The 26,553-nt window shown below is 70.3% G+C and carries 26 protein-coding genes and 2 pseudogenes; 9 read left to right on the forward strand and 19 right to left on the reverse strand.

Going from position 1 to position 26,553, the window contains the following annotated elements; genetic code table 11:
• Nucleotides 1-127: 127 nt before the first annotated feature.
• From ACGFWI_RS11310 to ACGFWI_RS11335, 6 genes are all read right to left on the reverse strand, one after another.
• Nucleotides 128-712, reverse strand: coding sequence for a GNAT family N-acetyltransferase (locus tag ACGFWI_RS11310; RefSeq protein WP_393905689.1), 585 nt, complete (start codon nt 710-712; stop codon nt 128-130).
• A 91-nt stretch (nt 713-803) separates the two neighbouring features.
• Complete coding sequence (locus ACGFWI_RS11315) at nt 804-1,454, reverse strand: DedA family protein (protein ID WP_393905690.1); 651 nt, start codon at nt 1,452-1,454, stop codon at nt 804-806.
• A 243-nt stretch (nt 1,455-1,697) separates the two neighbouring features.
• The gene (locus tag ACGFWI_RS11320; RefSeq protein ID WP_393905691.1) at nt 1,698-2,162 is read right to left on the reverse strand and encodes a DoxX family protein; all 465 of its coding nucleotides are present in this window, start codon (nt 2,160-2,162) and stop codon (nt 1,698-1,700) included.
• A 79-nt stretch (nt 2,163-2,241) separates the two neighbouring features.
• Nucleotides 2,242-4,275 (reverse strand): FAD/NAD(P)-binding protein, encoded by a 2,034-nt coding sequence (locus ACGFWI_RS11325; RefSeq protein ID WP_393905692.1) that lies wholly within the window; start codon nt 4,273-4,275, stop codon nt 2,242-2,244.
• 204 nt (nt 4,276-4,479) lie between these two features.
• On the reverse strand, nt 4,480-6,228 hold the full coding sequence (locus ACGFWI_RS11330) for an alkaline phosphatase D family protein (protein WP_393905693.1): 1,749 nt from the start codon (nt 6,226-6,228) through the stop codon (nt 4,480-4,482).
• Nucleotides 6,229-6,363: 135 nt separating this feature from the next.
• Nucleotides 6,364-7,008, reverse strand: coding sequence for an HNH endonuclease family protein (locus tag ACGFWI_RS11335; RefSeq protein ID WP_393905694.1), 645 nt, complete (start codon nt 7,006-7,008; stop codon nt 6,364-6,366).
• A gap of 210 nt (nt 7,009-7,218) precedes the next feature.
• Between ACGFWI_RS11335 and ACGFWI_RS11340 the strand changes: the two genes are divergently transcribed.
• Both ACGFWI_RS11340 and ACGFWI_RS11345 read left to right on the forward strand, forming a co-directional pair.
• A complete protein-coding gene (locus ACGFWI_RS11340; protein WP_393905695.1) occupies nt 7,219-7,977 on the forward strand; it encodes an ABC transporter permease in 759 nt (252 codons plus the stop codon).
• Nucleotides 7,978-8,157: 180 nt separating this feature from the next.
• Entirely contained in the window at nt 8,158-8,739 is a 582-nt protein-coding gene (locus ACGFWI_RS11345) for a TMEM165/GDT1 family protein (protein ID WP_393905696.1), read from the forward strand.
• A gap of 89 nt (nt 8,740-8,828) precedes the next feature.
• Here the strand turns inward: ACGFWI_RS11345 and ACGFWI_RS11350 are convergent, their stop codons facing one another.
• Nucleotides 8,829-9,491 (reverse strand): HAD-IA family hydrolase, encoded by a 663-nt coding sequence (locus ACGFWI_RS11350; protein ID WP_393905697.1) that lies wholly within the window; start codon nt 9,489-9,491, stop codon nt 8,829-8,831.
• Between the two features lie 216 nt (nt 9,492-9,707).
• Nucleotides 9,708-10,754, reverse strand: a complete 1,047-nt coding sequence (locus ACGFWI_RS11355) for a peptidoglycan-binding protein (protein WP_393905698.1) — start codon at nt 10,752-10,754, stop codon at nt 9,708-9,710.
• Nucleotides 10,755-10,987: 233 nt separating this feature from the next.
• Here ACGFWI_RS11355 and ACGFWI_RS11360 point away from each other — a divergent pair, with 233 nt between their 5' ends.
• The gene (locus ACGFWI_RS11360; RefSeq protein ID WP_393905699.1) at nt 10,988-13,066 is read left to right on the forward strand and encodes a DHA2 family efflux MFS transporter permease subunit; all 2,079 of its coding nucleotides are present in this window, start codon (nt 10,988-10,990) and stop codon (nt 13,064-13,066) included.
• 86 nt (nt 13,067-13,152) lie between these two features.
• Here ACGFWI_RS11360 and ACGFWI_RS11365 read toward each other — a convergent pair whose 3' ends face one another.
• Both ACGFWI_RS11365 and ACGFWI_RS11370 read right to left on the reverse strand, forming a co-directional pair.
• On the reverse strand, nt 13,153-13,677 hold the full coding sequence (locus ACGFWI_RS11365; RefSeq protein ID WP_393905700.1) for a GNAT family N-acetyltransferase: 525 nt from the start codon (nt 13,675-13,677) through the stop codon (nt 13,153-13,155).
• Between the two features lie 67 nt (nt 13,678-13,744).
• On the reverse strand, nt 13,745-13,975 hold the full coding sequence (locus ACGFWI_RS11370; protein ID WP_393905728.1) for an antibiotic biosynthesis monooxygenase family protein: 231 nt from the start codon (nt 13,973-13,975) through the stop codon (nt 13,745-13,747).
• Nucleotides 13,976-14,016: 41 nt separating this feature from the next.
• Between ACGFWI_RS11370 and ACGFWI_RS11375 the strand changes: the two genes are divergently transcribed.
• Entirely contained in the window at nt 14,017-15,036 is a 1,020-nt protein-coding gene (locus tag ACGFWI_RS11375) for a recombinase family protein (RefSeq protein ID WP_393905701.1), read from the forward strand.
• A gap of 76 nt (nt 15,037-15,112) precedes the next feature.
• A complete protein-coding gene (locus ACGFWI_RS11380) occupies nt 15,113-15,361 on the forward strand; it encodes a hypothetical protein (RefSeq protein ID WP_393905702.1) in 249 nt (82 codons plus the stop codon).
• A 56-nt stretch (nt 15,362-15,417) separates the two neighbouring features.
• On the opposite strand, the pseudogene ACGFWI_RS11385 reads toward ACGFWI_RS11380, so the two are convergent.
• Nucleotides 15,418-15,914 (reverse strand): annotated as a pseudogene (locus ACGFWI_RS11385) (transposase); the annotation flags it as partial.
• Between the two features lie 507 nt (nt 15,915-16,421).
• On the opposite strand from ACGFWI_RS11385, the gene ACGFWI_RS11390 reads away from it, so the two are divergent.
• Nucleotides 16,422-16,715, forward strand: a complete 294-nt coding sequence (locus ACGFWI_RS11390; protein WP_393905703.1) for a type VII secretion target — start codon at nt 16,422-16,424, stop codon at nt 16,713-16,715.
• A 15-nt stretch (nt 16,716-16,730) separates the two neighbouring features.
• Nucleotides 16,731-17,858: a hypothetical protein gene (locus ACGFWI_RS11395; protein WP_393905704.1), complete on the forward strand. Its 1,128-nt coding sequence runs from the start codon at nt 16,731-16,733 to the stop codon at nt 17,856-17,858.
• Nucleotides 17,859-18,372: 514 nt separating this feature from the next.
• On the opposite strand, the pseudogene ACGFWI_RS11400 reads toward ACGFWI_RS11395, so the two are convergent.
• The 4 genes and pseudogenes from ACGFWI_RS11400 to ACGFWI_RS11415 all read right to left on the reverse strand — a co-directional run.
• A pseudogene (locus tag ACGFWI_RS11400) lies at nt 18,373-18,549 on the reverse strand (IS701 family transposase); the annotation flags it as partial.
• Between the two features lie 259 nt (nt 18,550-18,808).
• Nucleotides 18,809-19,126, reverse strand: a complete 318-nt coding sequence (locus ACGFWI_RS11405; RefSeq protein WP_393905705.1) for an antibiotic biosynthesis monooxygenase family protein — start codon at nt 19,124-19,126, stop codon at nt 18,809-18,811.
• A gap of 64 nt (nt 19,127-19,190) precedes the next feature.
• The gene (locus ACGFWI_RS11410; protein ID WP_393905706.1) at nt 19,191-19,337 is read right to left on the reverse strand and encodes an antibiotic biosynthesis monooxygenase family protein; all 147 of its coding nucleotides are present in this window, start codon (nt 19,335-19,337) and stop codon (nt 19,191-19,193) included.
• A 61-nt stretch (nt 19,338-19,398) separates the two neighbouring features.
• The gene (locus ACGFWI_RS11415; RefSeq protein WP_393905729.1) at nt 19,399-19,809 is read right to left on the reverse strand and encodes a DUF2000 family protein; all 411 of its coding nucleotides are present in this window, start codon (nt 19,807-19,809) and stop codon (nt 19,399-19,401) included.
• Nucleotides 19,810-19,948: 139 nt separating this feature from the next.
• Here ACGFWI_RS11415 and ACGFWI_RS11420 point away from each other — a divergent pair, with 139 nt between their 5' ends.
• Complete coding sequence (locus ACGFWI_RS11420) at nt 19,949-20,800, forward strand: AraC family transcriptional regulator (protein WP_393905707.1); 852 nt, start codon at nt 19,949-19,951, stop codon at nt 20,798-20,800.
• A 21-nt stretch (nt 20,801-20,821) separates the two neighbouring features.
• Here the strand turns inward: ACGFWI_RS11420 and ACGFWI_RS11425 are convergent, their stop codons facing one another.
• The 4 genes from ACGFWI_RS11425 to ACGFWI_RS11440 form a co-directional block, all read right to left on the reverse strand.
• Nucleotides 20,822-21,895 carry a DUF2330 domain-containing protein gene (locus ACGFWI_RS11425; protein WP_393905730.1) on the reverse strand — a complete coding sequence of 358 codons (1,074 nt, stop codon included), beginning with the start codon at nt 21,893-21,895 and terminating at the stop codon, nt 20,822-20,824.
• A gap of 322 nt (nt 21,896-22,217) precedes the next feature.
• On the reverse strand, nt 22,218-23,597 hold the full coding sequence (proP, locus tag ACGFWI_RS11430) for a glycine betaine/L-proline transporter ProP (RefSeq protein ID WP_393905731.1): 1,380 nt from the start codon (nt 23,595-23,597) through the stop codon (nt 22,218-22,220).
• Between the two features lie 617 nt (nt 23,598-24,214).
• Nucleotides 24,215-25,246 (reverse strand): CU044_5270 family protein, encoded by a 1,032-nt coding sequence (locus ACGFWI_RS11435; RefSeq protein ID WP_393905708.1) that lies wholly within the window; start codon nt 25,244-25,246, stop codon nt 24,215-24,217.
• On the reverse strand, nt 25,239-25,907 hold the full coding sequence (locus ACGFWI_RS11440; RefSeq protein WP_393905709.1) for an RNA polymerase sigma factor: 669 nt from the start codon (nt 25,905-25,907) through the stop codon (nt 25,239-25,241). The genes ACGFWI_RS11435 and ACGFWI_RS11440 overlap by 8 nt, the downstream gene beginning before the upstream one ends.
• Nucleotides 25,908-26,034: 127 nt before the next feature.
• Between ACGFWI_RS11440 and ACGFWI_RS11445 the strand changes: the two genes are divergently transcribed.
• Nucleotides 26,035-26,553, forward strand: a 519-nt coding sequence (locus tag ACGFWI_RS11445) for a cbb3-type cytochrome c oxidase subunit I (RefSeq protein WP_393905710.1), incomplete at its 3' end; no start/stop codon positions are given.

The raw sequence follows: 26,553 nt of genomic DNA on the forward strand, positions 1-26,553 counted from the left end.
AAGGAGCGGCGATGCGCTCGCAGGAGACGGTGGGCGGGGTGGTGACGCTCGACTTTACTCCGTATTGGGACGCATCCGGTCCCGGCCGTCGGCAGCGCGGGGCCGAAGCCACGGGGCGGAGCCGGGGTCAGGCGATGCCGAACGCCGCGGGGTAGCGCACCCTGCCGCGCGGGGGCCGGGAGCCGTCCAGGGACAGCGCCATGAAGGCCTTGTCCGGCCAGGGCTGTGGCGGCAGGATGCCGAACCGGGTGGCGGCCGGTGTGAATCCGAAGCGCGGGTAGTACGGCGGATGACCGAGCACGATCGCGGTCCGCTCGCCGGCTTCCCGCGCCGCCTCCAGGAGCGCCCTGATGACCGCGCCGCCCGCACCGCACCTCTGATACCCGGGCAGCACCGCGCACGGGGCGAGCGCCACGGCGGGGGCGTCGCCGACATGACAGCGCGTCAGCAGCGCATGGGCGACGGGGGTGCCGTCGGCTGCCTCGGTGACATAGGACAGCCCCGGCAGCCAGGCCGCCGGGTCCCGGCGCAGCGCATCGACGAGGTCCGCCTCGCCGGCCCTCTCGAAGGCGTCGAGGTGGATCCGGCGGACGGCCGCTATGTCCTCGGCGGTTTCGGGGCGGGGGCGCCGGCCGCCGGAGGCCGCGGTCGGTGCTCGGGGAGCGCCGGCGCCGGTGGCGGGTGAGCCGTCGCTGTCGTGGGTCCCCCTCATGCGCTTCATCGTCGCACCGGGGGCTGACAACCGGCCAAGGTTTTTCCGCTCCCGCCGGAGGGCGGCGGTCAGCGGGCTTTCGTCCCCGCCGTCAGTGCGCGGTCCGGCCGTCCGGGCGGCGCATCAGGAAGGCGGCGGCCGATCCGGCGGCGAAGAGGGCGATCACGGAGAGCGCGGTACCCACCCACGACGTGCCGAGCCAGTGCCCGCCGAAGTAGCCGAGGCTGACGCTGTAGGTGGCCCAGGCGAGACCGGCCAGCGCGGACCAGGGGAGGAACTCGCGGACCGTACGGTGCGCGACGCCGGCGCCCAGGCTGACCACGGAGCGTCCGGCGGGCGCGAAACGGGCCAGGACGACGATGCCGCCGCCGCCCCGCTTGAGCGCCGCGCCCAGCCGCTTCTGTGCCGCCGTCAGACGACGGGAGCGGCCGATGGCGCGGTCGAAGCGGTCGCCGCCGCGCCAGGCGAGCCGGTAGGCGACCATGTCGCCGAGCACCGAGGCGGTGGCCGCGCACAGCATCAGGGAGAGCATCTCGGCCAGGTGGGCACCGGTGTGGACGGAAGAGGTGACATCGACGCCGGCCGCATCCGCCGCGGTGCCGGTGCCGGCGGCCGTGGTGGCCGCGGCGATCACCAGGACTCCGCTGGGCAGGATCGGCACGAACACATCGAGAACGATCGAGAGACTGACGATCACATACACCCAAGGGGTGCCACTGAGGGCCCCCAGGTTTTCCAGCAACGTCCCACTCCCGGTCCGAACCCCGCCGCGACGTCGCTCGGTGCGGCAGGGGCGGCCCTACAGCCATACAGCGTACGCCTGGGCTCCGCGGGCGGGCGCCGGGGGTGGAAGGTGCGGCACAGCGGGGATGCCGCAGGGCGCCGGAGGTGCCGCAGAGGCCGCACGGCCCGCACGGCGGAGGTGCCGTACGGGCCGTGCGGGGGCGGGGCCGGGAGCGTGCCGGCCGCCGACAGGGGTGGTGCGTCAGGCGGCGGAAGGCTCCTGGTGAGCGGTCGGAGCCTGCTCCCGCTCACCCTCGCCGAAGAAGATCCGGTCGAGTGCCCACGAGCCGGGGCCGATGAAGAAGATCAGCAGGAAGGCCCAGCAGAACATCGCGGACGCCTCGCCGCCGTTCTGTATCGGCCACAGCGCCGAGCCCTGATGCGCGGAGAAGTACGCGTACGCCATGGAACCGGAGCTGATGAACGCCGCGGGGCGGGTGCCCAGGCCGAGCAGCACGAGGAGCCCGCCGGCCAGCTGGATCACGGCGGCGTACCAGCCCGGCCAGGCGCCGGCGGGGACGGTGCCGCCCTGACCCATGGCGCCACCGAGGACACCGAAGAGCGAGGACGCTCCGTGGCAGGCGAAGAGCAGCCCGACGACGACGCGGAAGAGCGCGTGCACGTGCGGGGTCGATCTCTGTATGAGTGCGGTCAGCGGTGCGGACATGTGGGGGCTCCTACGGTTTCTGGGGACGAGGTAACCGTCGGAGGCAAAGGTTAGGGAAACCTAAGCAGTGCTTGCAAGTTCAACCTCTGGCCAAATGGGACCTTCGGCCCGAAGCGGCCGGGCCTGCCACCGGGACCGTGGCCGGATCCGCACCCCCACCCGCCGCCGGGCCCGCGTCGGTGTCGGCCACCGGGGCGGCGCCCACCTCCGTGCCGGTACCCGCAGTCGCCCTCCCCGCCATCGCGGCCCGCAGCGCCGCCCGTGCCACGGCGTCCGTGTCCGCCAAGGTGACCGACCCCACCCCGGGGCGCGCTCCGGCCGCCGTCACCCAGTGCACGCCCTCCGTCGGCACCCCGACCGCGAAGCGCCGCGGATGGAGCCCGCCATCGGCCTCGACGAGGTGGTACGGGCTCGGCGACACATCGAGCCCGCCCGTTTCGTAGCCGTCCGCGGTGTGCGGCCGGCAGCCGCCGTCGGCCAGCAGCCGGGCCAGCAGCGGGTCCGCGGTGCGCCGCAGATCCGGCTCGGGCAGCCGCGCCTCGATCAGCGCGGTCGCCGTCACCTCCGAGCCCGGAACGTCCGGTGAATGCGCCGTGAACCCGGGCCCGCGGCCGTCGGCGGCGCCGAGCCGGACCGTCATCCGGGGCCCGACCACCTCCAGCACCCCCGCCTCGATCAGCGCGGTCATCTCCTCGATCCGGCGCCGCGGCGGCCCGATGGACAAAAAGGCGTTGAGCGGGGTGTACCAGCGGTCCAGGTGGCTGCGGCGGGAGGCGCCGGCCAGCCCGCCGTGGTCGACGATCTGCCGCAGCTCGTTGCGCAGATCCCGCAGCACGTCGAGGGCCGCCTTGAGCGGGCCGGACACATTGTCCTGCCGGGCGTGTGTGACGTCCTGGCGCAGATGCCCCAGCAGCCACTCCCGGAAGGCGGCGCGGCCGGCGAACGACCGCTCCGTGTGCGGCCGGGCGATCCGGTCCCAGTCCCAGCGTTCGGCCGGCGCGATGCCGGAGGCGTCCAGGGCGGCGGCCTCTTCGGGGCCGCGGTGCGCGCTGTCCAGGAAGCGCTCCCGGAAGCGGTGGCGCGGCTCATCGCCCGCACCGCGCCGCATCAGCAGCGCCTCGTAATAGACCACCTCCACCTCCTTGGCCACCAGGGGCCAGACCTCCGTCAGGAAGTCGGGCAGATCGCCGGAGTCCGCGCGCTTGCGGAAGCCCGCTATCACCTCCGGGGTCAGCAGCAGCGGCAGATGACGGCCGTGCGCGCCCTTCGCGTTGTCGCCGCGTGCGTGGTACGGGATGCCACGCCGGGAGCCCGCGTAGAGGCGGGGTTCGCGGCCGGACGGCAGATACGTCAGCGCCCCGTCGGCACCGTGTACGAACCGGCCGCCGCGGGCCGTGGTCAGCAGCGCCATGTGATCGAAGAAGTTGAGGCCGAGACCGCGCAGCAGCACCGGGCGGCCCGGGGCCAGCGCCGCCAGGCCGGCGGAGAGATCGGCGGGGTTGGCGGGCGGGAGGTAGCACAGGCCGTGCCCGGCGGCGTAGTCGGCCAGGCGCCCTTGCTCCGGATCCGCAACGGCCGGCAGATGGCCCTGGGCGAGCACCACCGCCCCCAGGCCGTGCAGCGTCCGGCCGTCGTCGAGGGTGAGCGACTGCGAGCCGCCGGGGGCCTCGGCCAGCCGCACCGCGCGGGCCCGGTGCACCACGACCGTCACCTCCTCGGGAGCGGTGCGCACGGTGCGGCGGAAGACCCACTCCAGATAGCGGCCGTACAGCGCCCGGCCCGGATAGTCGTCCGGGCCGACCTCGCAGCCCTCCCAGGCGTACAGGCTCGGCCCGGTGCGTATCGGACCGGCGCACTCGACGCTGTCGTCGGTGAACAGCGTGACCTGCGACGCCACGGTGTTCATCAGCAGCTCGGGCGGCTGGGCGGTGCGCCAGACCTGGCCGGCGCCGGGCGGGGCGGGGTCGATGACATGGACCGTCAGAGGGGCGCCCGGGGCCAGTTCGGCGGCCGAGGCACAGATCCGCTCCAGAACGCTCGTCCCGCGCGGCCCCGCGCCGACGAGGGCGAGGGCGGGCCGGGGCTGGCGGTCGGCGAAGTGGTCGGCGGCCAAGAGGGGCTCTCCCTGGGGCGGCGGACGGCCGGCGCGCGGGCGCGGCCGCCCGAAAGTGCGGGCGACGGGCAAAGGTGCGCCCCATCATCACCGCCCGATCCGCCGGTGCAGCACCCGGGGGTAGGCAAAAATACGCCGGATCCCGGGGAAGTTGACCGGCCGCCGGCGCCCTGCCGGACGCTTACCGGAGCCGGAGCGTCCGCATCATCCGGTCTTCGGTCGATCGGTTCCCGGTGCGCCACCGCCCGCATCACCGTATTTCCCGGCAACCCGCGCATCGGACAACGCCGCCCGCCAGACCGTGACGAGCCGGACGCCGCCGTGCTTCTCCCGGCGGGCCTGGTCCAGGGCGAGGCGGGCCGCCCGGCCCGCCAGCGTCAGCGTCATCAGCTGGTTGCCGAACCACGGGCCGCCCGTGCGGCGCCACTTCACCGCCGGCCGGGGCAGCCGCCCGTGCCGGGCCAGCAGCTTCCCCAGCCAGCGGCCGGACCGGCTCCAGCCGAAGCGGAATCCGGCCTGCAGCGAGCCGGGGATGCTGTTGTGGACGGGGGAGCAGGTCAGTTGCAGCACCCGGCTCGTGGGGTGCGGGCCGGCGCCGCGCCAGTGCGGCTCCGCCACGTAGGCGTGGTGCACATCCCCGGACAGCACACAGACCGTCGTCGGCGCCTCCGAACCGGAACCGGCCTCGGCGATCAGCTCGGTGAGCGCGGTGAACGAGCCGGGGAAGGCCGCCCAGTGCTCCAAGTCGGCGCGCTGGCGCAGGAATTCGCTTCTGCGGGCCCAGCGGGGGCCGCGCTCGCCGGCGCACAGCGCGGCGTTCCAGCCCTCCGCCGCATGGATGAGATGCGGCAGCAGCCAGGGCAGCGAACTGCCGAGCAGCAGATGGTCGTAGCTGCCGCGCCCCTCCAGCACCGCCTGGCGAAGCCATTCGCCCTCGGTCTTGTCGAGCATCGCGCGGTTGCTCTCGTCCAGTACGCGGGTGGCCCGGGTGTCGATCATGACCAGCCGCACCCGGCCGAAGTCGCGGCGGTAGCTCCAGCGCGCGCACGCCGGATCGGCATCCGCGCCGGCCGCGAACTCCCGCACCAGGTCCGTCCCGTCCGGCACCGCCCGCACCCGCGCGTACAGCTCGTCGGCGGCCAGTTCGGCGGGCGGGAGATTGCCCAGGTGCTGGTACACCCAGTACGACATCAGACCGCCGACTATCCGCTCCTGCCACCAGTCGGTCGCCCGCATCCGGGCCAGCCAGGCCGATGAGGTGTTCCAGTCGTCGATCACATCGTGATCGTCGAAGATCATGCAGCTGGGGACCGTGGACAGCAGCCAGCGGACCTCCGGGTCGAGCCAGGACTCGTCGTAGAGGTGGGTGTACTCCTCGTAGTCGGCGACCTGTTTCCAGGGCGGCTCGCCGATGTCGCGGCGGTCGGCCAGCGCACGGGCGGTCGCCTCGGAGGTCTGGTCGGCGTATACCTGGTCGCCCAGCAGGAGCAGCACGTCCGGGCGCTGCCGGCCGGAATCGGCGGCCAGCGTGGCGGCGAGGGTGTCCAGGGCGTCCGGGCCGACCGGGTCGTGCGCCGCGTTCGAGGGCGTCGCCGACCAGCGGCAGGAGCCGAAGGCGAAGCGCAGCGGCTCGTCGGCGGAGGCGGGGAGAGTACGGATGGTGCTCGCGGGGAAGCGGCTGGCCGGCGGCGGCCAGACCTGCTCCCCGCTGCCGCCGGTAGGTGCCCCCGGCTCGTCCAGGAGGACCTGGTAGGCCGTCTCGGTGCCGGGCGTCAGGCCGGTCACCGGTACCAGCGCATAGTGGTGCCCGGCCACCTGCCAGGTGCTCTCCGCGCCGGCCGTCCCGTCGTCGCAGCGGATGTGCACCACACACGGCTCATCGGTCTCCACCCACACTGTCGCGCTCTCTGCGTCGACGTAGCGCAGCAGTGGCCCCACGCGCAGTCCGGCCATCGGTGCCTCCCCATATGTCGTGGTCAGAGGATAGGAGCACGACGGGCACGGTGGGGGGCCGGGGCGGCGGCGCGCCCGCCGGCCGGTGGTTCCGGCCGGCGGGCGGGCGGGACCGGCCCCGCTGAGGCGTGCGGCTCAGCAGCCGTCCAGGATCTTCTTCAGCGCGGCCTTCTCCGCGGAGTCCGCGGTCATGCCGTACTCATGCTTCACCCACACCCACATCCGGGCGTACTCGCAGTGGTACGAGGCCTTCGGCGGCAGCCACTTCGCCGGGTCCTTGTCGCCCTTTTCCTGGTTGAGGTTGTCGGTGACCGCGATCAGCTGGGAGTGGGTCAGGTCGTTGGCCAGCTCCTGGCGGCGCGCGGTGGTCCACTGCGCGGCACCCGACTTCCAGGCCTCCGACAGCGGTACGACATGGTCGATGTCGAGGTCGGACGCCTTCGTCCAGGTCGCGTCGTCGTAGGCCGAGACCCACTTGCCGCTCACCGCCGCACAGCTGCCGTCCTGCTGCACGTCCGTGCCGTCACGCTTGAGCACCACCTCGCGGGTGTTGCAGTTCTTGCCCTGGTCGATCCAGTGCGGGAACTTGTCGCGGCTGTAGCCGTCCTGCGGGCCCTCCGCCTGTTCCTTGATCTGGGTGAGGTACGTCCGTGCGGTGGCCGCGTCCGGCGGGCTGGGCGGTGCTGCCTGGGCGGACTGGCCGCTGAGTACCAGCGTGCAGAACAGTGCCGCCGCCGATCCTGCGGCGAGGGAAACTCGACGCGCGTAGACCTTTTTCATCGAAACTCCCGGAATGTGGGGGGAAGTTGCCGTGCGGTGCGGGCCCATGGTGGCGATGTGGGGTTTCCATGGGATGGGCACCAGGTAACAGAGTGGCGACATGCCCACGTCAGTTCAAGGGGAGCTGACGGAGTGCCATAAGTGCATCACGGCACTCCGGTTGAACCGCTCCCGCGCATGCGCCCCCGGTCGCCGCCCTACAGTGAGCGCGTGCTGCTGCCGGTCAATGCCACCCTCGGGGTCGTCCTCGCCGTCCTGCTGGCCGCCGCCGTGGCCATTGCCGCACTGGCGCGCCTCGGCCATGCCCGGGCCATCGCCGTCGCCGGACTGCGCGCCGCCGCGCAACTCGCCGCCGTCTCCTACCTCATCGGCTGGGTGGTGCACGCCCTCCCCTGGCTGCTGAGCTTCCTCGCGCTGATGTTCCTGGTGGCGGTACGGACCGCCGGCCGCCGGATCACCCAGAACCGCACCTGGTGGTGGGCCGCCGCACCGATCGCCATCGGTGTCGTCCCGGTCGTCGGTCTGCTGCTGCTCACCGGCCTGGTGCCGCCGCGCGGTCTGACCCTGATCCCCGTCGCGGGCATCCTGATCGGCGGCGCGCTGACCGCCACCGTCCTGGGCGGGCGGCGGGCGCTGGACGAGCTGGAGACCCGGCGCGGCGAGTTCGAGGCGGGCCTCGCGCTGGGGCTGCCGGACCGCGACGCACGGATGGAGGTCGCCCGCCCGGCCGCTTCGGACGCCCTGCTGCCGGGGCTCGACCAGACCCGGACCGTGGGACTGGTCACACTGCCCGGCGCTTTCGTCGGGATGCTGCTGGGCGGCGCCTCCCCCGTACAGGCAGGCGCGGTGCAGCTGTTCGTGCTGGTGGCGCTGCTGACGGTGCAGGTGGCGGCCTGTGCGACGGTGCTGGAGCTGGTCGCGCGCGGAAGGCTGCACCGCGTACCCTGGACGGCAGCAGAAGGGGAGTAGCTCTCTGCCGGACCGTCGACATACTGCCCGCCCGTCGTGGCGAGCCGGCGCCCGGAGCGCGGTACGCAGCCGTACCGCGCCAGCGAGACCTTCGGCCGCAGTGTTTGACGCTGCCGTGCCGAAGCGACCCCTTTCCCGGGCCCCCTTTGGTGCGGCCCGACCGATCGAGGTATCCACCCCGTGTTCAGCTTCACCGTCGCCGCCGTCGTCTTCGGCGTCGTCTTCCTCGCCGAACTGCCCGACAAGACCGCCCTCGCCGGCCTGATGCTCGGCACCCGCTACCGCGCCTCGTACGTCTTCGTCGGCGTCGCCGCGGCCTTCCTCGTGCATGTGGCGCTCGCCATCGCCGCGGGCAGCGTGCTGACGCTGCTCCCGCACCGCTGGGTACAGGGGGTGGTCGGCGTCCTCTTCCTGGCGGGCGCCGCCGTGCTGCTGTTCCGGAAGGACGGCGACGAGGAAGAGGTGAAGAAGCCCGCCGACCAGAGCTTCTGGAAGGTCTCCGGGGCGGGCTTCATGATGATTCTGGTCGCCGAGTTCGGTGATCTGACCCAGATCATGACCGCCAACCTCGCGGCCCGCTACGACGACTGGCTCTCGGTCGGCGTCGGCGCCGTGCTGGCCCTGTGGGCGGTGGCGGGCCTGGGCATCCTGGGCGGCCGTACGCTCATGAAGTATGTGCCGCTGAAGCTCATCACCAAGATCGCGGCGGGTGTGATGCTGCTGCTGGCGGGCTTCAGCCTGTACGAGGCGATCGCCGGCTGAGGCGTTCGCAGGGCGGGAGGACTGCTGGGGTGCGGGGGCTCCTCGTGGGCGCTCGTACCTCGCCCCGCGGCCGGCTCCCGGCGCGGGTCTCAGCCCGTGAGGTGCACCGCGATCAGGCCGTCCGCCAGCGCCTCGACACGGATCCCGGTGAGGTCGCGCACCTGCGCGGTGGGGGCGAACGCGGCGGCCCGGTCGCCGACGCCGATCACCCGCATCCCGGCCGCCCGGCCCGCCTCGATGCCCGCTTCGGAGTCCTCGAAGACCAGGCAGTCCTCGGGGGCGTGGCCCAGCTCGGCGGCGCCCTTGAGGAAGCCCTCCGGGTCGGGCTTGCTGGCGCTCACGCTCTCCGCCGTGATCCGCACGGCGGGCATGGGCAGCCCGGCCGCGCCCATCCGGGCGTCGGAGAGCGGGATGTCGGCGGAGGTCACCAAGGCGTGCGGAAGGGCGGCGAGGGCGGCCATGAAGGCCGGCGCGCCGGGGACCGGCACCACGCCGTCCGTGTCGGAGGTCTCCTGCGCGAGCATCCGGCGGTTGTCCGCCAGGTTGCGCTCCATCGGGCGGTCCGGGAGCAGCGCGGCCATGGTGGCCCAGCCCTGCCGGCCGTGGACGACCTTGAGGACCTCGTCCGCGTCCAGCTCCTGCTCGGCGGCCCAGCGGCGCCAGCAGCGCTCGACGACGGCCTCGGAGTTCACGATCGTGCTGTCCATGTCCAGCAGCAGGGCGCGGGCGGTGAGCGTGGTGATGGCCGTCATCGGCGGGCTCCTGGGCGCTACGGGCATACGGACGGTGCGGCCGCATGCGGACGGTGCGGATCGCACGTGCGGAAGACAAGCGGCTCCGCCCGCCGGTCAGGGAGAGCGGGCGGAACCACTTTGTTTTCGTACGATACAAAACGTATCCGGGTGCCGACAACCCGGGCTTGGTCAGCGCACCTGGCCGGGGCCTGTCCGGCGGATCCGGACGGGGCCTTACGGCTCGCGGGTGCGGGACTCCAGGGACGCCCGGGTCTGCGCGCCGTAGACGCCGTCCGGGTCGCCCGTCACCCCGTAGGCGTGCTGGTAGCGGGAGACGGCGGCCCGCACCTCCGCGTCGTAGTGACCGTCGTCCGGGCCCGCGTAGACGGCCAGTTGCCGCAGCCGCCCCTGCAGCTCGGCCACTTCCGGACCGCCGGCTCCTTCGCGCAGCACGATCGGCCCGGTGGGCGGGGCGCTGGGGCCGGGACCGCCGGGGGAATCCGTGACGCTGCCGGATGCCCGGGTGGGGGCGGGGGGAGGCGCTTGCCCGGCCCGGGAGAACTTCACGCCGGCCGAGGGGCCGGGGAGGCCGGTGGCGGACGGCGACGGCGAGCGGGCAGCGGAGCGGGAGGGGGTGACGCCGCTCCGCGTGGGGACGGGCGCGTCGCCGGTGGGGAGGTCCGCGCTGGGGGAGACGGGGCCGGGGCCGGGCGGCGCCGCCCGGTCGCGAGTGCCGCCGGACAGCGCATCGGTGGTGATCAGGACCGCGGCGGCGGCCACCGCGGCACCGGCGGCCGCCAGTACGGCCGGCAGGGTGCGCCGGCGGCCGGGAGCGGAGACGCCGGCGGCCGGCTCCCGCTCCGAGGCGCTGAACGTCCGGGAGGTCGGGCCGGGGCGGCGCCGCGCCGCGGGAAACAGGGGCTCGGCGTCGGCAGGGCCGGAAGCCCGGTACGGGGCCGCGGCGGCCGACGGGTCGGGTAAGACGGGTAAGCGAGGCGGACCGGCGGAGTCGTCGACGGGTGAGGGGCCGCCGGCCCTGTGCACCGCCGCGTCCACCCCGGGTAAGTCGTCCAGCCGGTCGCCCCGGCCCACGAGGGTGCCGCCCGGCCCGACGTCGGCATCGTGCGCGTGGTCGCCGGCGTCGTCCTCGTCGGGCAGTGACACGTACGGCCGAATGCGCAGCGGATCAAAGTCGTCCGCATCGACCGCCGCACACAGGCAGGCCGGCCGGCCGTCGCCGCGTACGGGGGCCAAGCAGTGCGGGCATGCCGGTGCCGTCACGAGCGGGTCCCCTCCCTGGAGGCATCGAACCGGCAGCGATTATCCAGAGGACGCACCCGTTCGCGCAGGCGCTCGAAGACATCCGTACGGCATACGGCGGGTGTCCCCTGAACGGCCCCGTATGCCCAACGCCGTTCGGCGGGCCATATCCGGCCGAACCGCCCAGGATGGAAGAAGCCCGAAGGGCGCTCCGCAACGGAAAGGGCGGCCTGGTGGAACAGAGGGAGACGCTCATGGCGCAGGACACCAGCGCTCCTGCCGTTCCTGGCGAGGACCGGTCCCGGCGGACGGTCCTGGTGGCGATCGGCGCGCTGTTGCTCGGCCTGCTCATCGCGGCGCTCGACCAGACCATCGTCGCCACCGCGCTGCCCACGATCGTCAGTGAGCTCGGCGGCCTCGACCACCTCTCCTGGGTGGTCACCGCCTACCTCCTGGCCGCGACGGCCGCGACTCCCCTGTGGGGCAAGCTCGGTGACCAGTACGGTCGCAAGAAACTGTTCCAGACCGCCATCGTGATCTTCCTGATCGGCTCGGTGCTGTGCGGAATCGCGCAGGACATGGGGCAGCTGATCGCCTTCCGGGCCCTCCAGGGGCTGGGCGGCGGCGGCCTGATCGTGCTGTCGACGGCGATCGTCGGCGATATCGTGCCGCCCCGTGAACGCGGCAAGTACCAGGGCCTGTTCGGTGCCGTCTTCGGCGGGACGAGCGTCCTGGGACCGCTGCTCGGCGGGCTGTTCGTGGACCACCTCAGCTGGCGCTGGGTGTTCTACATCAACGTCCCCGTCGGCATCGTCGCGCTCGCCGTCATCGCCGCCGTGCTGCACATCCCGCGCCGCCGCACCCCGCACCGGATCGACTACCTGGGCACCGTCCTGATCGCCGCGGTCGCCGCCTGCTTCGTCCTGATGACCTCGCTCGGTGGCGTCACCTACCCCTGGGGCTCCTGGCAGATCGTGGGATGCGGCGCGCTCGGCGTGGTGCTGCTGGGGGCGTTCCTCGTCGTCGAGCGCCGGGCCGCCGAACCCGTCCTGCCGCTGCGCCTGTTCCGGGGCCGCACCTTCACACTGACCGCCGTCATCGGCTTCGTCGTCGGCTTCGCGATGTTCGGATCGATGACGTATCTGCCGACGTTCCTGCAGGTCGTGCAGGGGGTTTCGCCGACCGTGTCCGGGCTGCACATGCTGCCGATGGTGGTCGGCATGCTGCTGGCCTCCACCGGCTCCGGGCAGATCGTCAGCCGCACCGGCCACTACAAGGTCTTCCCGATCGCCGGGACCGGCGTCGTGGCGCTCGGTCTGCTCTTGCTGCACCGGCTCGACCCGTCGAGCAGCGTCACCGAGATGAGTGCCTACTTCTTCGTCTTCGGCTTCGGACTCGGCCTGGTCATGCAGGTGCTGGTGCTCATCGTGCAGAACGCCGTCGCCTACCAGGACCTGGGCGTCGCCACCTCCGGTGCCACGTTCTTCCGCTCCATCGGCGGCTCGTTCGGCGTGTCCCTCTTCGGCACGCTCTTCACCAACCACCTCCGGCCGCGGATCGCCGACGCCGTCGCCGGAACGCAACTGCCGCCGGGCGTCGACCCGTCCAAGATCGCCGAGGATCCGCGGACCGTCACCCGGCTGCCGGCCGGGCAGGCGTCCGGCGTCCTCCACGCCTACGCCGTCTCGATCACCGATGTCTTCCTCTACGCCGCCCCTGTCGTCCTGGTCGCGTTCGTCCTGGCCTGGTTCCTCAGGGAGGAGCCGCTGCGCAGCAGCGTGACCGCCCCCGACACCAGCGAGGTGCTCTCCTCCAACCCCGTCGAGCGGTCCTCACACGACGAATGCGCCCGCGCACTGTCCAAACTCGGCAGCAGGGAAGGCCGTAAGCACATCTACGAGAAGATCACCGCACGGGCCGGACTGGACCTCGAACCCGCCGCGGGCTGGCTGATCCTGCGCATCCACCGCCACGGCTCGGTGCAACCGGCGCTGCTCGCCGAACGCAGCACCGTGCCGCTCGGGGTGATCTCCGCGAGCATCCGGCAGATCGAGGAACGCAAACTCGTCACCCGCGACGGGCTGTTGCTGCGGCTCACCGACAGCGGACGGGAGACCGCCGACCGGCTCTCGGCGGCCCGTCAGCAGTCGCTCGCGGAGATGCTGGGCGACTGGTGGACCAAGGACCGGCCCACCGACCTCACCGCACTCGTCCGGGAGCTGACGGAGGGGCTGTGCGGCTCGGACGCGGAGGAGCCGCACCACGACGATGCCCGCCGTCCCCTGCCGCGTACCCCTCCGCACACGCCACGGCCACCCGACCTGGCGAAGTGAGCACGGTCGAGGGGGAGAGCTGACGGCTGGCAGCGGCCGGCGGAGCCCCGCGGCGGGGTGCGGGTGCTCGTGCGGCGCACTGCCGGTCAGCGGCCCCCGTCCAGCCGCTTCTCGAAGTAGACCTCCGCGTAGGGGTCCTCGTGGTACGGATCGATCTCCACGAAGCCGTGCCGCCGGTAGAGCGCGACGGCCTCCACCAGATCCCGCCGGGTGTCCAGCCGGATCCGCTCGGCGCCCAGTTGCACCGCGACCCGCTCGGCGGCCGTGAGCAGCACGCCCGCACCGCCCCGGCCGCGCCGGGCGGCCCGTACGAACATCTGCTTGAGCTCCGCGGTACGTGCGTCCAGCAGCCGCACGCCGACGCAGCCCGCCGCCACCTCGCCGTGGCGGGCCACCAGCAGCACGCCGTTCGGCGGCGTCAGATCGGCGCTGGGGTACTCCGCGATCCCCTCGTCGATCTCCTCCGGAGTCGAGCTGCGGCCCTCGTGCAGCGTGAAGTACCGGTCGGCCACCTCGGTGTAGTACTCGCGCAACAGCGCCTCGGCGTCCGGCGAACCGACCGGCTCGGGGGAGACGGCCCAGGGGAGGCGGAGGGTGGCGGCGTCACTCATGGCGTCATTGTGGCGGCCGGGGCGGCGCGCCGCGCAACGGGTTTTGAGTGACGCCGCCGGAGGGCGGTCAGCCCTGCTTCGGGCCGGTCTGCTGCACCACCTCGAAGGACCACAGGGTGGAACCGGACGCGGCGGGCTTGGGCCGCTCGCCGCCCTCGCCGCCGCCGCCCTGCTGGTGCGCGGCCTTCATCGGGCCCTCCATCCACGCCTGGAACGACTCCTCGTCCCGCCACCGGGTGTAGACGAGGTACTGGTCGGTGCCCTCACGGGGCGGGACATCAAGAGCACCAAGGAACAGGAGCGCGACGGCCGCGACTTCATCAGCCGGCGTGGTGGCTCGTGCGTGCACGTCTACTACGAGCCGGACACGTCCGCCTGGCGCAAGAAGCGAGTGCGGCTGCCCGACGGGCGGACGGTCTACAGGGTCGTGCGTCCTGTCTTCGAAGGACCTTGGAGGACCTGAAGTCAGGTCGGACGCATGATGGGCCGCGCCTAGACGGAATGATCGTCTACGACATCGACCGCCTGACGCGCGACAACCGTCATCTGGAGGACGCCATCGACGTGGTTGAGCGCCACAGGCGGCCGATCATCGACATCAACGGCAGCCTTGACCTGTTGACGGAAAACGGCCGTGCCACGGCGCGAGTCGTCGTGGCGATGAGCAACAAGCAGTCCGCCGACACCTCCAGGCGGGTGCGCCGCAAGCACAGGGCTCTGGAGCGCGAAGGGATCCCGACAGGCGGAGCCCGACCGTTCGGCTGGAACGACGACAAGCGCACCCTGCACCCGACCGAGGCGAAGCTTCTACGGGCAGCAGCACTCGGCATCCTTGGGGGCGCTCCGGTACGGGCCTCCTGCGTGCGCTGGAACGAGCAGGGTGTGACCATGCCGCGGGGAAGCACTTGGAGCACAACCAAGCTCAAGGCGGTATTGCGGAATCCACGTATCTGCGGGATCCGCTCCCGCAAGGTTCGCGTACTCAACCCGGACACCGGCAGCGAGAACGAGCGCTGGGAAATAGTCTACGGCGACGACGGCGAGCCCGTACAAGGGCAGTGGGAGCGCATCATCACCGAGGAGCAGTGGAAAGCGCTCATGGAGGTGATCGGCGACAACACGGCACCGGGGAGTGGGCACAACTCGCGGAAGTACTTGCTCACAGGAACTCTTCGATGCGACAAAGATGACTGCGGTACAGCGCATAGGGCAATCAAGGCGCCGAAGAGCGCGAACAAGCCAGATGGATTCTTCTACTACGCATGCCCGGACAAGGGCCAGGGCGGGTGCGGTGGTGGCACCAAGATCCCAGGCCCGGACGCCGAGAAGGCGGGGACTGGGAGGGGGAGGAGGAGCTGACGCGCGTCCGTGAGGACATCGAAGATGCCAAGGAAGCCCGCAGGAAACGGATGCTCAGCAAGGAGCGTATTTTGCGATGCTCCAGGAATTCACTGCCCAGGAGCGCCGTCTGGTGCGAGACCGGAATCGCTGGATCAAGCATCAGTATGCCTCGTTGGGTAAGCCGGTTGACTTGCGGGCTGATTGGGACGATCTGACGCTTCCGGAGCAGCGTTCCTATGTCGAGCAGACACTCACTGCTGTCCTTGTCGCGCCGGCGGTCGGTCGCCGAAAGTCGGTGCACACACGACTGACCCCGCTTTTCCGTTCTGAAGATGACGCTTAGACCCTGTCCTTCAGGTCAGATTGCGGAGTCGTTTGTAGCGGCAAAGGGCATCTACCAATCGGAGAAAGGCCAGGTAGTTGCCGACCGTCGTGGGTGTTGGCCGCGGATAGTCCGACGATTGGGGGCGGTCCGTTCGCGTTGGGGACAGGACGCGCGTCTTGGGACCGGGCTTACCCCGGTCCACGGGGCTCGGACCTGCAAGTTCGCCCCCTTTGCGCGGACCTGGGCGGAGTCGAGGACTGTGCGGGAGAGGTCGACCAGGTCGCGTTCGTCCAGGAGTTGGAGAACCCTCTGGTGCAGCTGGGCCCAGACCCCGTGCGGGACCAGATGACAAACCGCGCTTCACGGTCGACTTCGACGCCCCGAAACACGGTGGCAGCGCTCGCCAGGCGCAGCCGCTGACGAGTACATAGATGATCGCGGCGAACACCGCCTCATCATCGATGTTCGCGACTCCACCGCCCTGCAGCCACACCCGAGCCGCCGACTACAGCGGTCGTGCGATCTCCCACAATCCGTCCGGAACGATCCATCCCCAACGCCCACCCCCAATGCCCAGTACAACAGTCAACCGGCCAAGTGGCACACGATCTTATGGAGGCTGCCGTACAGCTGGGTGAGTCGGCTGGCTGCCACAAGGTGCAGTTGCCGGAAGCAGATGACGTGTACGTCCACACCCTCTCTGTGGCGTCTTCCAGGCTGCTGCACGCAAGCCGCTATTCGGCCACAAGGCGGTGGCCGACGGCGGGCAGCTGCCCAGCCGCCTCTGACATGCCAACTCGCCAATACTACAGTGAGTTGTTCCGCAGCAGGGCGGCCCTATGGGGTATCAATCCCGTGCCTGTTGGGGACAGGGCTGGAACGACGACTCGAGGAGATGGCGATGAATGACCGTGTTGACCCAAGGCTGGCCTACACCATGAGCCCCGGTCCTTCCCCCGGCCCAACTCCTGCCCCCAGCCCGTCACCCTCCCCGCCAGGATCTTCCCCAAGTCCTGAGCCCTCTCCTTCACCGGGGCCGAGACCTCAACCGCCGGCCCCATGGGGCAAGGATCCTGACGTGGGGGTCGATCCATCATTCCTGCGCAGCAGAGCCGATGCCTGTGATGTCGCAGTCGAGACGATTCGCATGACCAGGGGCGCAGCCATGGATGCCAACGACGGCCTGAGTAAGGCGGCTTCCGGCTGGGCCTTCACGCAAAGTATCGACGACATGCAAAGTCGCTGGGAAGCACTCGTGAAGGAGGTCACCGGCCGACTGGACACTGCGTCCGATAACTTCCGGATCAGCGCGGATGCTTACGAAGAAAATGAGGATCGGGTCCAGTCCTCGTTTTTCAACATCTACCGCTAACGAGCAGGACACGCAATGGTTACCTTTACTCAGATTATCGAATTGGACGTTTCCGGCCTGGAGACGTTCGCAGACCGATGGGGCCGCGTACATAGGAAAATCAAGGAAGCCCGCGAAGGTTTCCATGACGATGTGGTCCGCAAGCTCCATGACGATCAATGGCGGGGGGCGGGCGGCAGCAAGGCACAGGGTTACTGTGATCGAATACAGACGGCAATCGACGCCCTGGATACCGAAGTGATGAGTCTGCGTAGGTTTCTCGACGAAGAGGCCGACGGCTCAAAGGGTAGCGGTGGCGTCAAAGGGTTCGAGGGCCTGCAAAAAGAAGCTTGTGCGCTGCAAGAAGAAGCGTTCGGCCACGGCTTGCTGATCAATGATGACGGCAGCATCCAGCGTATGGCGGGATATGACCCTACTGCGCCTGAAGGCTCGGAAAGTCTCGACGAGGAGAAGCGCATCATCGCTGATTCGCTCGAAGAGAGAGCCAAGAAGGTGATCGGTACGGCTACTGAAAACGACGAATGGATAGCCGCTAGCCTGAAGGTGATCTTCGGTACGGTCGGCAACTTCGAGACGGAGGACCGACGGTACAACGTCTCCGAGCCCACCTTGAAGGATCGGATGGTGCGCAATCAGCTGAATAATGTTGGCGCGATGGCGAATATGAGGGGCTGGAAGACGACTGCTGGGCTAGTCCAGCACTTCCTGGACGGCAATGGTGAGCCGGTCGAGGTCCAACCGCAGCAGATGATGAAGGATATCCCGCAGTTTCAAAGAGACCTCGACAAGACCATGGATCATGACGTCAGCAAGCGACCAGACGGCCCCTTCACCACTGAATGGCAGTCGACCGCACCGAACCCCAAGGATGGGGACAAGAGTATGGACTGGTATTACGGGCTGAATCACTTTCAGTACCGGACAGTCGGCGAGAAGCATGGAAATGAAGTCACCTACCACGTGGAAGTTCAGAAGCGGTACGACTGGGGAATTCCCAGCGAACATCGCAGAACTCAAGAGGCATTTGGTGGACCGTTCGAGATGTCATTGGAACAGGCGGATCTCGCTCACCTCAACACCACTGGACTGGGCCACGACTTCGACGTTAAAGGGAGTTCAGGGCAGATGAGGACAACGGTATGAAACCTCTATATGTTGGCCGTCACACTGGTAAGCCACGGGAACCGCGGGATCCGAATGAATCGAAACAGTCTGCGCCTCAGTCGCGGAAAGGGCGTCTCGCCGCCCTCAGTCGAAACAAGGGCGCAAAAATAGCCTTTTGGGTGGGAATCTTCGCCTGTCTTGCGTTTTCGCTCGCCGTGATAGTCGGCCTCGTCCAAGGCTATTACGAGATGAGCCACCCGTCCGGCGGCTGGTGTCAGGACAATTCCCCCAAGTGTGTGAAGCCCTGACCAGGGTCAGCCTGGTCGGTCTGGTGGATATGGGGCGCATGCTCGCGCCCATGTTGCGTGAGTTGGCCAGGACGAACCTGACCTTCCTTTCCGGGCCTTAGATGGCGGCGCGTACGGCTGCACCTTGGCGCAGCCGTTGATGCGAGCGTGGGTGTCAGTCTCTGGTGAAAGGTCGGATCTCTCGCACTCGCCGCCGCCAGCTGCTACTACAAGCGGCTCGACCGCCTCACCATGTAGGACCCGCCCTAATACTGCATTCTGGCCCGCAGGACGGTCAGGCAGACGTGGGCGGCCATGGCCAGGGTCATGTGGCGATGCCAGCCGGGATAGCGACGAACCTGATAGTCGTCCAGGCTGCACTCCTGCTCGGCGGTCTGGAAACACTCCTCAACAGCCCACCGGCTACCCGTAATCGAGCACAAGCGCCCGGACGCTGACGGAGTCGATCGCGCATCGCGACCAGTCCAGCTCGCGGCCAGAACTTCACGGTCACCAGCCCAACGCCTGCCCCCACCTTGCGGACGCCTTACTCCGTAGGCGGCACCACTCGCCGGAACAACACCCACAACTCATCCGGCACCAACCGCTCAACCAGATCCGTCATGCACGGCTCAACGAACAAACTCGCCATAAGAGACGACGTCTTAGCGGATGACAGCAAAGGTTTGACGGATGATGAGGCTAGGCGGTCTTCGGCTTGGCCTGTTGTACTACCTCGAACGACCACACGGTAGAGCCGCTAGCGGCAGGCTTCGGTCGGTCACTACCGCCCTGGTGGGCCGCCTTCATGGGCCCCTCCATCCACGCCTGGAACGACTCCTCGTCACGCCACCGTGTGTACACCAGGTAGTTGTCGGTGCCTTCGACCGGGCGGAGGAGCTCGAACCACTCGAAGCCGTCGGAGTTCTCAACCGCGTGGGCGCGGGAGGCGAAGCGCTTCTCCAGGGTTTCCCGCTGTTCGGCGGGGACGGTCAGCACGTTGATCTTGACTACGCTCATGCGTCCATCTTGCCTCATAGGGTGTCAGCGGAGTGTCAGTGGCCGCGAGCGGCACAGTGGTACATCAGAGCATCCGTTGCGGGCGCAGCAGCTCGAACCACTCGAAGCCGTCCGAGGAGTCCACCGTGCCGGCGCGGGACGCGAAGCGCTTCTCCAGGACCTCGCGCTGCTCGGCGGGCACGGTCAGTGCATTGATCTTCACGATGCTCATACCGCCCATCGTGCCGCATGGCGTGAAGGGGGCTCAGGTCAGGGCCGGATGGCGCGGCCGCTCAGCCGTGCAGCTTCAGCCCCTTGGTGATTTTGTCGACGATGCCGCGCGGTCCGTGGACGGCGAGTCCCACCAGATCGAGGGCGTCGGCGGCCACGGCCCGCACCGCCGCCCGGTTGTCGTCGTCGTTCCCCGTCGTGAACATCCCGGCGGTGTACAGCGCGGTCGGTACGGCACGGCTGAGCGCTCGGGCATGGGTACGGGACAGCCCCCGGGAATCGGCGGTGTAGCACAGCACCGGCTCGCGGAACAGCGCCAGATAGTCGTGTCCGGAGGCGTCCTCGTAGCGCTTGCCCATGATGTCGCCGGAGGCGTGTGCGAGGCCGCTCGCGAGAAACGCGGTGACGTTCAGCTTCTGCCAGACGGCGAGGTCGTCCCGGACGATCACGGCGATCTTGGTGTCGAAGCGCAAGGGGGCCGGCACCGCTGCGGGCTCGGCAGGGGCCGTGGCGGGGGAAGCGGTCGTGGTCGGTGCGGTCGTCATACGGGGAGTCTCGTCCGGCATCCGGACCACCGTCTTGAACGCTGGTGCGGCGCGGCAGACTGGAATGATGAGCAGGCAGCACGACGGGGACTGGGCACGCTACTGGCGTGATCCTGAGCGGCCCCTGGAGGCGATGCACGCGCACTTCGTCCGCCATGTCTTCCACCCGCACAGCCATGACGCCTATTCGTTCGCCGTGACGGAGGCCGGCGCCCAGCGCTTCACCTGCCGCGGCGCGGGCCACACCAGCGCCGTCGGCATGGTGATGGCGTTCAACCCGGACGACCCGCATGACGGAGAGTCCGCCGTCGAACTCGGCTTCACCTACCGGATCATGCACATCGGGCCGGACGTCGTACGCGCCGTGCTCGACGATGTGACCGACGGCCGGGGCGCCATGCCGCTGTTCGACCGCCCGGTGGTCGACGACCCCGTGCTGGCCCGCGCCCTGCGCCGGCTGCACCCGGCGCTCGTCGGAGGTGCGGAGCCCCTGGTGCGGGAGGAGCGGCTCACCGCGGCCGTCGAAGCCATGGTGCGGCGCAATGCGTCCCGCGGCGCCGTGCGTGCCGGACCGCGCGAACTGCCCGTGGGGGCGCAGGCCAGGGCCGCCCGGCGGGTGCGCGATCTGCTCGTCACGGCCTACGACCAGCCGCTGACCGCGCAGGAGCTCGCCGACGCCGCAGGGTGCAGCCGCTTTGCGCTCTACCGGGCGTTCCGGGCCGAGTACGGGATGGCGCCCAGCGACTTCCAGCGGCTGATGCGCCTGCGCCGCGCCCGCACACTGCTCGTCGACGGCCGCCCCACGGCCGAGGCGGCCACCGAGGCGGGCTTCGCCGACCAGGCCCACTTCCACCGCTGGTTCGTACGGTGCTTCGGCGTCACTCCGGGTGCGTTCCGCCGGGCCGGCGCGCGGGTGTGAGGCGGGGCGCTTTTGGCCCGGTCACCCCGGCGGTGGGGGTACCCGCACCCCCACGGGCGGTGTCCCGGGACGGCGTCTGCGCAGCCCGATCACCAGTACGGTGACCGCCGTCAGGAGCACCTGCAGTCCGCCGACCGTCACCATCCAGGCCGGGACGCCGCCCACCCTCAGCAGTGCATCCTCGTACGTGACCCGCTGATACGGGGTGTCCTCGGCGGTGCGGAGGAGTTCGTGGTCGCCGGTGATGTGCTGCGGCTGTGGGAAGCGCTGGTCGATGGCGGTCAGAAAGGTCCGGTGGGAGCCGCCGAGGTCGCGTAGCGCCCCTCGGGGGGTGATCCGTCCCGCGAAGAAGACCTCGGGCTTTGCGCCGCCGATGGCGCTGCGCGGCTCCATCCGGTGCGGCGCGAGGACGTAAAGCCCCAGCGACTGCGGTGTCTTGGCGAGACGGGAGAGCCGCATGGGGTAGACGAGCCGGTCACTGGCGAAGGACAGCCGCAAGGGTTCGAGGGTCCCTGTCAGAGGGCGGTGGGCCTCGGCCGGGGCCAGCCGTATCGCCACGTACTCCCATCGCTGCGTCACATACGGGCGGAGCGCGCTCGTGAGCGAGGCGGGGAGCTGGAAGCCGTTGGATTTCAGCCAGTTGCGCAATGCCGCCGGGTCGGTGGCGGTCAGCCGGGCGACGTCGAAGGGCCCCAGGCGCTCGCGGCCGACCACCCCGACCCCCGGGCCGCTGGCGCCGGGAGCGGGGGCCCCGGCGCTGTCGGACATACCGCCGAAGGGCCAGTCGCCGCTGCGGGGCCAGAAGTAGTGGCGCGGCTCAACGGCGGGTGCGGTCAGCGCGGTGAGCCGGTCGAACAGCTCGCGGTCGCCGAGCCGCACGGTGGCCCGGTGCGGTACCGGCATGATCCACGCGGCGTCCGGCGCCGTGCCGTCCACCGTCAGGCTCATGACGATCTGCTCGGACTTCCCGTCCCAGCGCACCACCGAGGTCTCGCGGTTCACCGCTATCGTCGTCTTCGGGTCGTGCACCATTGCCCCGCAGCCACAGGCGTACGCCGGCCGGGCCAGCGACACCAGCTGCACGGCCAGCAACATCAGCACCACCAGCAGCGCCCGCCGCCGCCCAGCAGTGGTACGCACCGTGGCAGCCGCCTCCGCCACCATGCCCATAGTCCGTCCCCCGTCCCCCGTTTACCGCTCGCCGGTCCATGTGATCGCCAGCGACACAGACGGCGCCGGCCCCATGGCTGGTTCCCGCCCCGGCACGCCCGGCCGTGACAGGCCCCGCGCCCACACTCCGCGCCGTGCCGGGAGCAGCCCCGGGCGGCTCCTCTCCGTACGCCCGGAAGAACGGCCGAGGGCCCGGCCGGAAGTATCCGGCCGGGCCCTCGTATGCCTGGTGCAGCGAACTGAGCGGTCAGGCCACCGACTCGGCCCTGGCCGCGCTGCGGATCTCGCGCGCCTCCGCCTCGGTCTCGACGGCCGGCGGGGAGCCGGGCAGCGGCTTGCGGGCGCTCTCCGACATCAGCAGGACGGCGATGCCGCCGATCACGGCTGCCGCCATCATGTAGTAGGCGGGCATCATCTTGTTGCCGGTCGCGCCGATCAGGGCGGTGACCACCAGCGGCGTCGTACCGCCGAAGAGCGACACGGAGATGTTGAAGCCGATCGACAGCGAGCCGTAGCGCACCTTGGTCGGGAACAGCGCGGGCAGCGTGGCCGGCATCGTCGAGGTGAAGGCGACCAGCAGCAGTCCGAGCGCGGCCATGCCCAGCGCGATGGCGACCAGCGACCCCTGCCGGATCAGCAGCAGGGCGGGCACGGACAGCACCAGGAAGCCGAGGCAGCCCGCGGCGATGACCGGGCGGCGGCCGAAGCGGTCGGTGAGCCGGCCGGCGAACGGCTGGACGCCCATCATCAGGACCATCACGGCGAGCACGACCAGCAGTCCGTGCGTCGCGTCGTACTTCAGCTCCGAGGTCAGATAGCTCGGCATGTACGACAGCAGCATGTAGTCCGTGACGTTGAAGACCAGGACCAGTCCGATGCACAGCAGCATCGACCGCCACTGACCGAAGATCATCTCGCGGATGCCGATCCGCTTCTCGGTCTCGCGGCGCTCCTTCTCCTTCGTCCGTGCTTCCTTCTCCAACTGGGCGAAGGCCGGGGTCTCTTCCAGCCGCATCCGCAGGTAGAGGCCGATGATGCCCATCGGTCCGGCGATCAGGAACGGGATGCGCCAGCCCCAGGAGTTCAGGTCGTCGGTGGACAGCAGCGCGGTCATCAGCGTGACCAGGCCGGCGCCGCCGACGTAGCCGGCCAGGGTGCCGAACTCCAGCCAGCTGCCGAGGAATCCGCGCTTCTTGTCCGGCGCGTACTCGGCGATGAAGGTGGAGGCACCGCCGTATTCGCCACCGGTCGAGAAGCCCTGCACCAGGCGGGCGACGAGCAGCAGGACGGGCGCCCCGACGCCGATGGAGGCATAGGACGGGATCAGGCCGATGGCGAAGGTGCCCGCCGCCATCATGATCATGGTGATCGCGAGGATCTTCTGCCGTCCGATCCGGTCGCCGAGCGGTCCGAAGACCATGCCGCCGATGGGACGGACCAGGAATGCCGCCGCGAACGCTCCGAACGTCGACAGCAACTGCGCGGTCGGACTCCCGGACGGGAAGAAGACATGTCCGAGGGTGACCGCGATGTAGCTGTACACGCCGAAGTCGAACCACTCCATCGCATTGCCGAGCGCGGCCGCCGACACGGCACGCTTGACCATCGCGGGATCGACGACGGTCACCTCGTCCGATGTCTGGTACGCCGGATCCGCCGCCCGCTCCCGCTGCGGATCGGATGCCTTGCCGGCACGGCTGCCGGCGGGGTTACTGGGCCCGGGTGCGACGGGGGACTGCGTCGGCACGTGCTCGCTCGCCTGCGCTCTCTTTGGACGACAACATGATTCCGCCCGCCACGGGGTGGCGGGCCGAAGCCCGCCATGGGGGGCGACGGGCAAAGGTCGACCATAGGGGCAGAACGGATCATCACGGACGGTGTGCGGACGACCGCGCAGGTGGCCGTATACCCGCTCCTTGCAGGGGAAACGCCCTGCCGTTCAACAATCCGTGGCACTTATGTCTGTGATCCATATCGCGATGATCTGCTGCAACCATCGGAGGATTGTGAGCTGCGCCACGCGTGGTGGCGCGGTGCGGCCGGGAGGCGGGAGCGCCGCGGCCGGACACGAAGACGGCGCGGCAGCGCACTGCACCGCCGCGCCGATGTGGATCGTCGCGTTCCCTCAAGGATCAGCCATGACCGCCCGCCCCGCCACTCGGGCGGGACCGCCGGCCGGGCCTTCACCCGGTCCTTCACCCGGGCCCGCGGTGCGCCGCCCGGCCCGGCCGGTGGACCGCCCCCTCAAGGCATCCACGCCTCGTACGACATGACCTCCCCCGACGTGATCTTGAAGTCCGGCTCGTCCTTGGTGAAGGTGATCTCCAGTCCCAGGAGTTCGCCGGTACGCGGATCGAGGATCACCATCTGGCGGGTCGAGTTCGTGGCGCCGTCGGGGCCGTCGTACACATACGCCTGCCCGCGCCGGCCCAGCCGGTCGGTGACCACGCCCGCCTGCCGGAGCCCGCCCGCATCGGCCAGCATCCGGACGACGGCGGCCGTCTCCCGCGGCCCCGGGGTCCACTCCTGGCGGAAGGAGGAGAGCGCCGACAGGAGCTGCGGGGTCGTTCGGGTGCCGTCCGGCCCGCCGTACAGCCACGACAGCTGTTCGCGCAGTGCCGCGGGGTCCGTCGACGGCTTCGTACGGGAGGCGAGGCCGCTGTGTTGGCCCTCCGAGCCCGCCGGGTAGGTCTTGCGGTGCAGTACCTTGCCGTCACTGACGGTCTGCCAGTGGCCGTCGTTGTCGTGGATCACCGGGCGGCCCGGGTGCCGGGGGTCGGTGGCCACGACCAGCTCCGAGCCGCTGCCGTCGTCGTGCCAGCGGGTGATGCGCTCCTCGGGCACGGTGACCGGCGGCGCGGCGTCCGGGCCCGACTCCATGCTCATGTACCAGCTCTGCAGATGGCTGCCCCGGCGCGGCCCGTCCGCGGCACCGGCCGTCCGCGCCCTGGCCTCCGCCCTGCGGGCGAGGACGTCCAGCGAGACGGACGGCGCATCGGCATGCAGGGCGAGGGCGACGGGCGCGGCGACGGCGGGGCTGCTGCCGGCGCCGGAAAAGGTGAGTGCCAGGGCGGCGACGGCGGCCGACGACACGGCGGTCAGGCCCATCACCAGACGGCGTCGGCGTACGGGACGCGGACGGCCGCGGGGCACGTCCCCGGCCGTCAACGCCTGCAGCCGGGCCTCGGCCCGCAGGGTCAGCGGGCGGTCGCGCCAGGGCCCCTCGTCGGCGGAGACGGGGTCGGCCTGCCGCAGCAGCTCCAGTTCCTCAGTCATGGCGGCGGCCTCCCGCTCGGGTCGGTACGGGGTGGGGGGAGACGGGGGTCGGTACGGGGCGGGGGGCCGCCGGGCGTGGTGTGGGCGCCGGTTGTGAGGGGGGCGACGACGGGGGCGCGCCGGATCGCGGCGGGGGCGCATCGGGCCGGGTGGTGCCTCTCGGCCGCATCCGCTCGATCTGCGTACGGAGCCGGCCGCGCGCCCGGTGCAGTCGCATGGCCGCCGCGCTCTGCCCGCACCCGAGGGTCACCGCCAGCTCCTCGATGGTCAGTTCCTCCCAGGCCGTCAGGCGCAGCACCTCCTGATCGGCGGGTGAGAGCCGGGCCAGTGCCTCGTGCACCCAGGAGCCGGGCCGCTCCGCGTCCGGACTCTCCACGGTCTGCCGCCGGTGCGCCGCCTCGTGGTTGCCGAGCCGGTGCAGCAGCCGCCGGTAACGGCCCATCCCCCGCACCGTATTGGCCAGACAGTTCCGGGCCACCCCGTACAGCCAGGGCAGCGGCGCATCGGGGAGCTCGGCGCGGCGTCTCCAGGCTATGGAGAAGACCTCCGCCACCACTTCCTCGACCTCGTGTGCCTGCCCGTCCAGCCGCCGCGCCACAAAGCGGCTGACCGCCCAGTAGTGCGCGCGATAGGCCTCGGCGAAGGCGTCGTCCGTGCTCATGAACCCTTGGTGTCCGGCACGGCCCCCATCTTCACACCGTTCCGGGGTGAGACTTCCCACCGGCCGTGCGGGCCCCTCACCGCTCGCCGGCGGTGATGTTCGAGGCGGCTCCGGACACCTACCGGGCATGAAATCTCCCGTGAAGTGGCTGACGACCACCGACCACAAGACGATCGGCACGCTCTACCTGGTCACCGCGTTCGCCTTCTTCTGCCTCGGTGGACTGATGGCGCTGCTGATGCGCGCCGAACTGGCCCGTCCGGGCCACCAGATCCTGTCGAACGAGCAGTTCAACCAGGCGTTCACGATGCACGGCACGATCATGCTGCTGATGTTCGCGACGCCGTTGTTCGCCGGTTTCGCGAACTGGATCATGCCGCTGCAGATCGGCGCGCCCGATGTGGCCTTTCCCCGGCTGAACATGTTCGCGTACTGGCTCTATCTCTTCGGCTCGCTGATCGCCGTGGGCGGATTTCTGACGCCTCAAGGGGCGGCGGACTTCGGCTGGTTCGCGTATGCGCCGCTCTCCGATTCCGTGCATTCCCCCGGTATCGGCGCGGACATGTGGATCATGGGTCTGGCCTTCTCGGGCTTCGGCACGATCCTCGGTTCGGTCAACTTCATCACGACGATCATCTGCATGCGG

Origin of the sequence: Streptomyces sp. NPDC048434 (assembly GCF_043200375.1) — a bacterium.
GTDB lineage: Bacteria > Actinomycetota > Actinomycetes > Streptomycetales > Streptomycetaceae > Streptomyces.

Coding starts and splice junctions, on each gene's coding strand:
- ACGFWI_RS11330 (WP_393905693.1), bottom strand. CDS start 6,228: ATGGCCGGACTGCGCGTGGGGCCACTGCTGCGCTACGTCGACGCAGAG.
- ACGFWI_RS11420 (WP_393905707.1), top strand. CDS start 19,949: ATGAGCAGGCAGCACGACGGGGACTGGGCACGCTACTGGCGTGATCCT.
- ACGFWI_RS11380 (WP_393905702.1), top strand. CDS start 15,113: ATGCTCCAGGAATTCACTGCCCAGGAGCGCCGTCTGGTGCGAGACCGG.
- ACGFWI_RS11365 (WP_393905700.1), bottom strand. CDS start 13,677: ATGAGTGACGCCGCCACCCTCCGCCTCCCCTGGGCCGTCTCCCCCGAG.
- ACGFWI_RS11425 (WP_393905730.1), bottom strand. CDS start 21,895: ATGTTGCTGGCCGTGCAGCTGGTGTCGCTGGCCCGGCCGGCGTACGCC.
- ACGFWI_RS11405 (WP_393905705.1), bottom strand. CDS start 19,126: ATGAGCGTAGTCAAGATCAACGTGCTGACCGTCCCCGCCGAACAGCGG.
- ACGFWI_RS11310 (WP_393905689.1), bottom strand. CDS start 712: ATGAGGGGGACCCACGACAGCGACGGCTCACCCGCCACCGGCGCCGGC.
- ACGFWI_RS11395 (WP_393905704.1), top strand. CDS start 16,731: ATGGTTACCTTTACTCAGATTATCGAATTGGACGTTTCCGGCCTGGAG.
- ACGFWI_RS11440 (WP_393905709.1), bottom strand. CDS start 25,907: ATGAGCACGGACGACGCCTTCGCCGAGGCCTATCGCGCGCACTACTGG.
- ACGFWI_RS11435 (WP_393905708.1), bottom strand. CDS start 25,246: ATGACTGAGGAACTGGAGCTGCTGCGGCAGGCCGACCCCGTCTCCGCC.
- ACGFWI_RS11335 (WP_393905694.1), bottom strand. CDS start 7,008: ATGAAAAAGGTCTACGCGCGTCGAGTTTCCCTCGCCGCAGGATCGGCG.
- ACGFWI_RS11320 (WP_393905691.1), bottom strand. CDS start 2,162: ATGTCCGCACCGCTGACCGCACTCATACAGAGATCGACCCCGCACGTG.
- ACGFWI_RS11410 (WP_393905706.1), bottom strand. CDS start 19,337: ATGAGCATCGTGAAGATCAATGCACTGACCGTGCCCGCCGAGCAGCGC.
- ACGFWI_RS11360 (WP_393905699.1), top strand. CDS start 10,988: ATGGCGCAGGACACCAGCGCTCCTGCCGTTCCTGGCGAGGACCGGTCC.
- ACGFWI_RS11350 (WP_393905697.1), bottom strand. CDS start 9,491: ATGACGGCCATCACCACGCTCACCGCCCGCGCCCTGCTGCTGGACATG.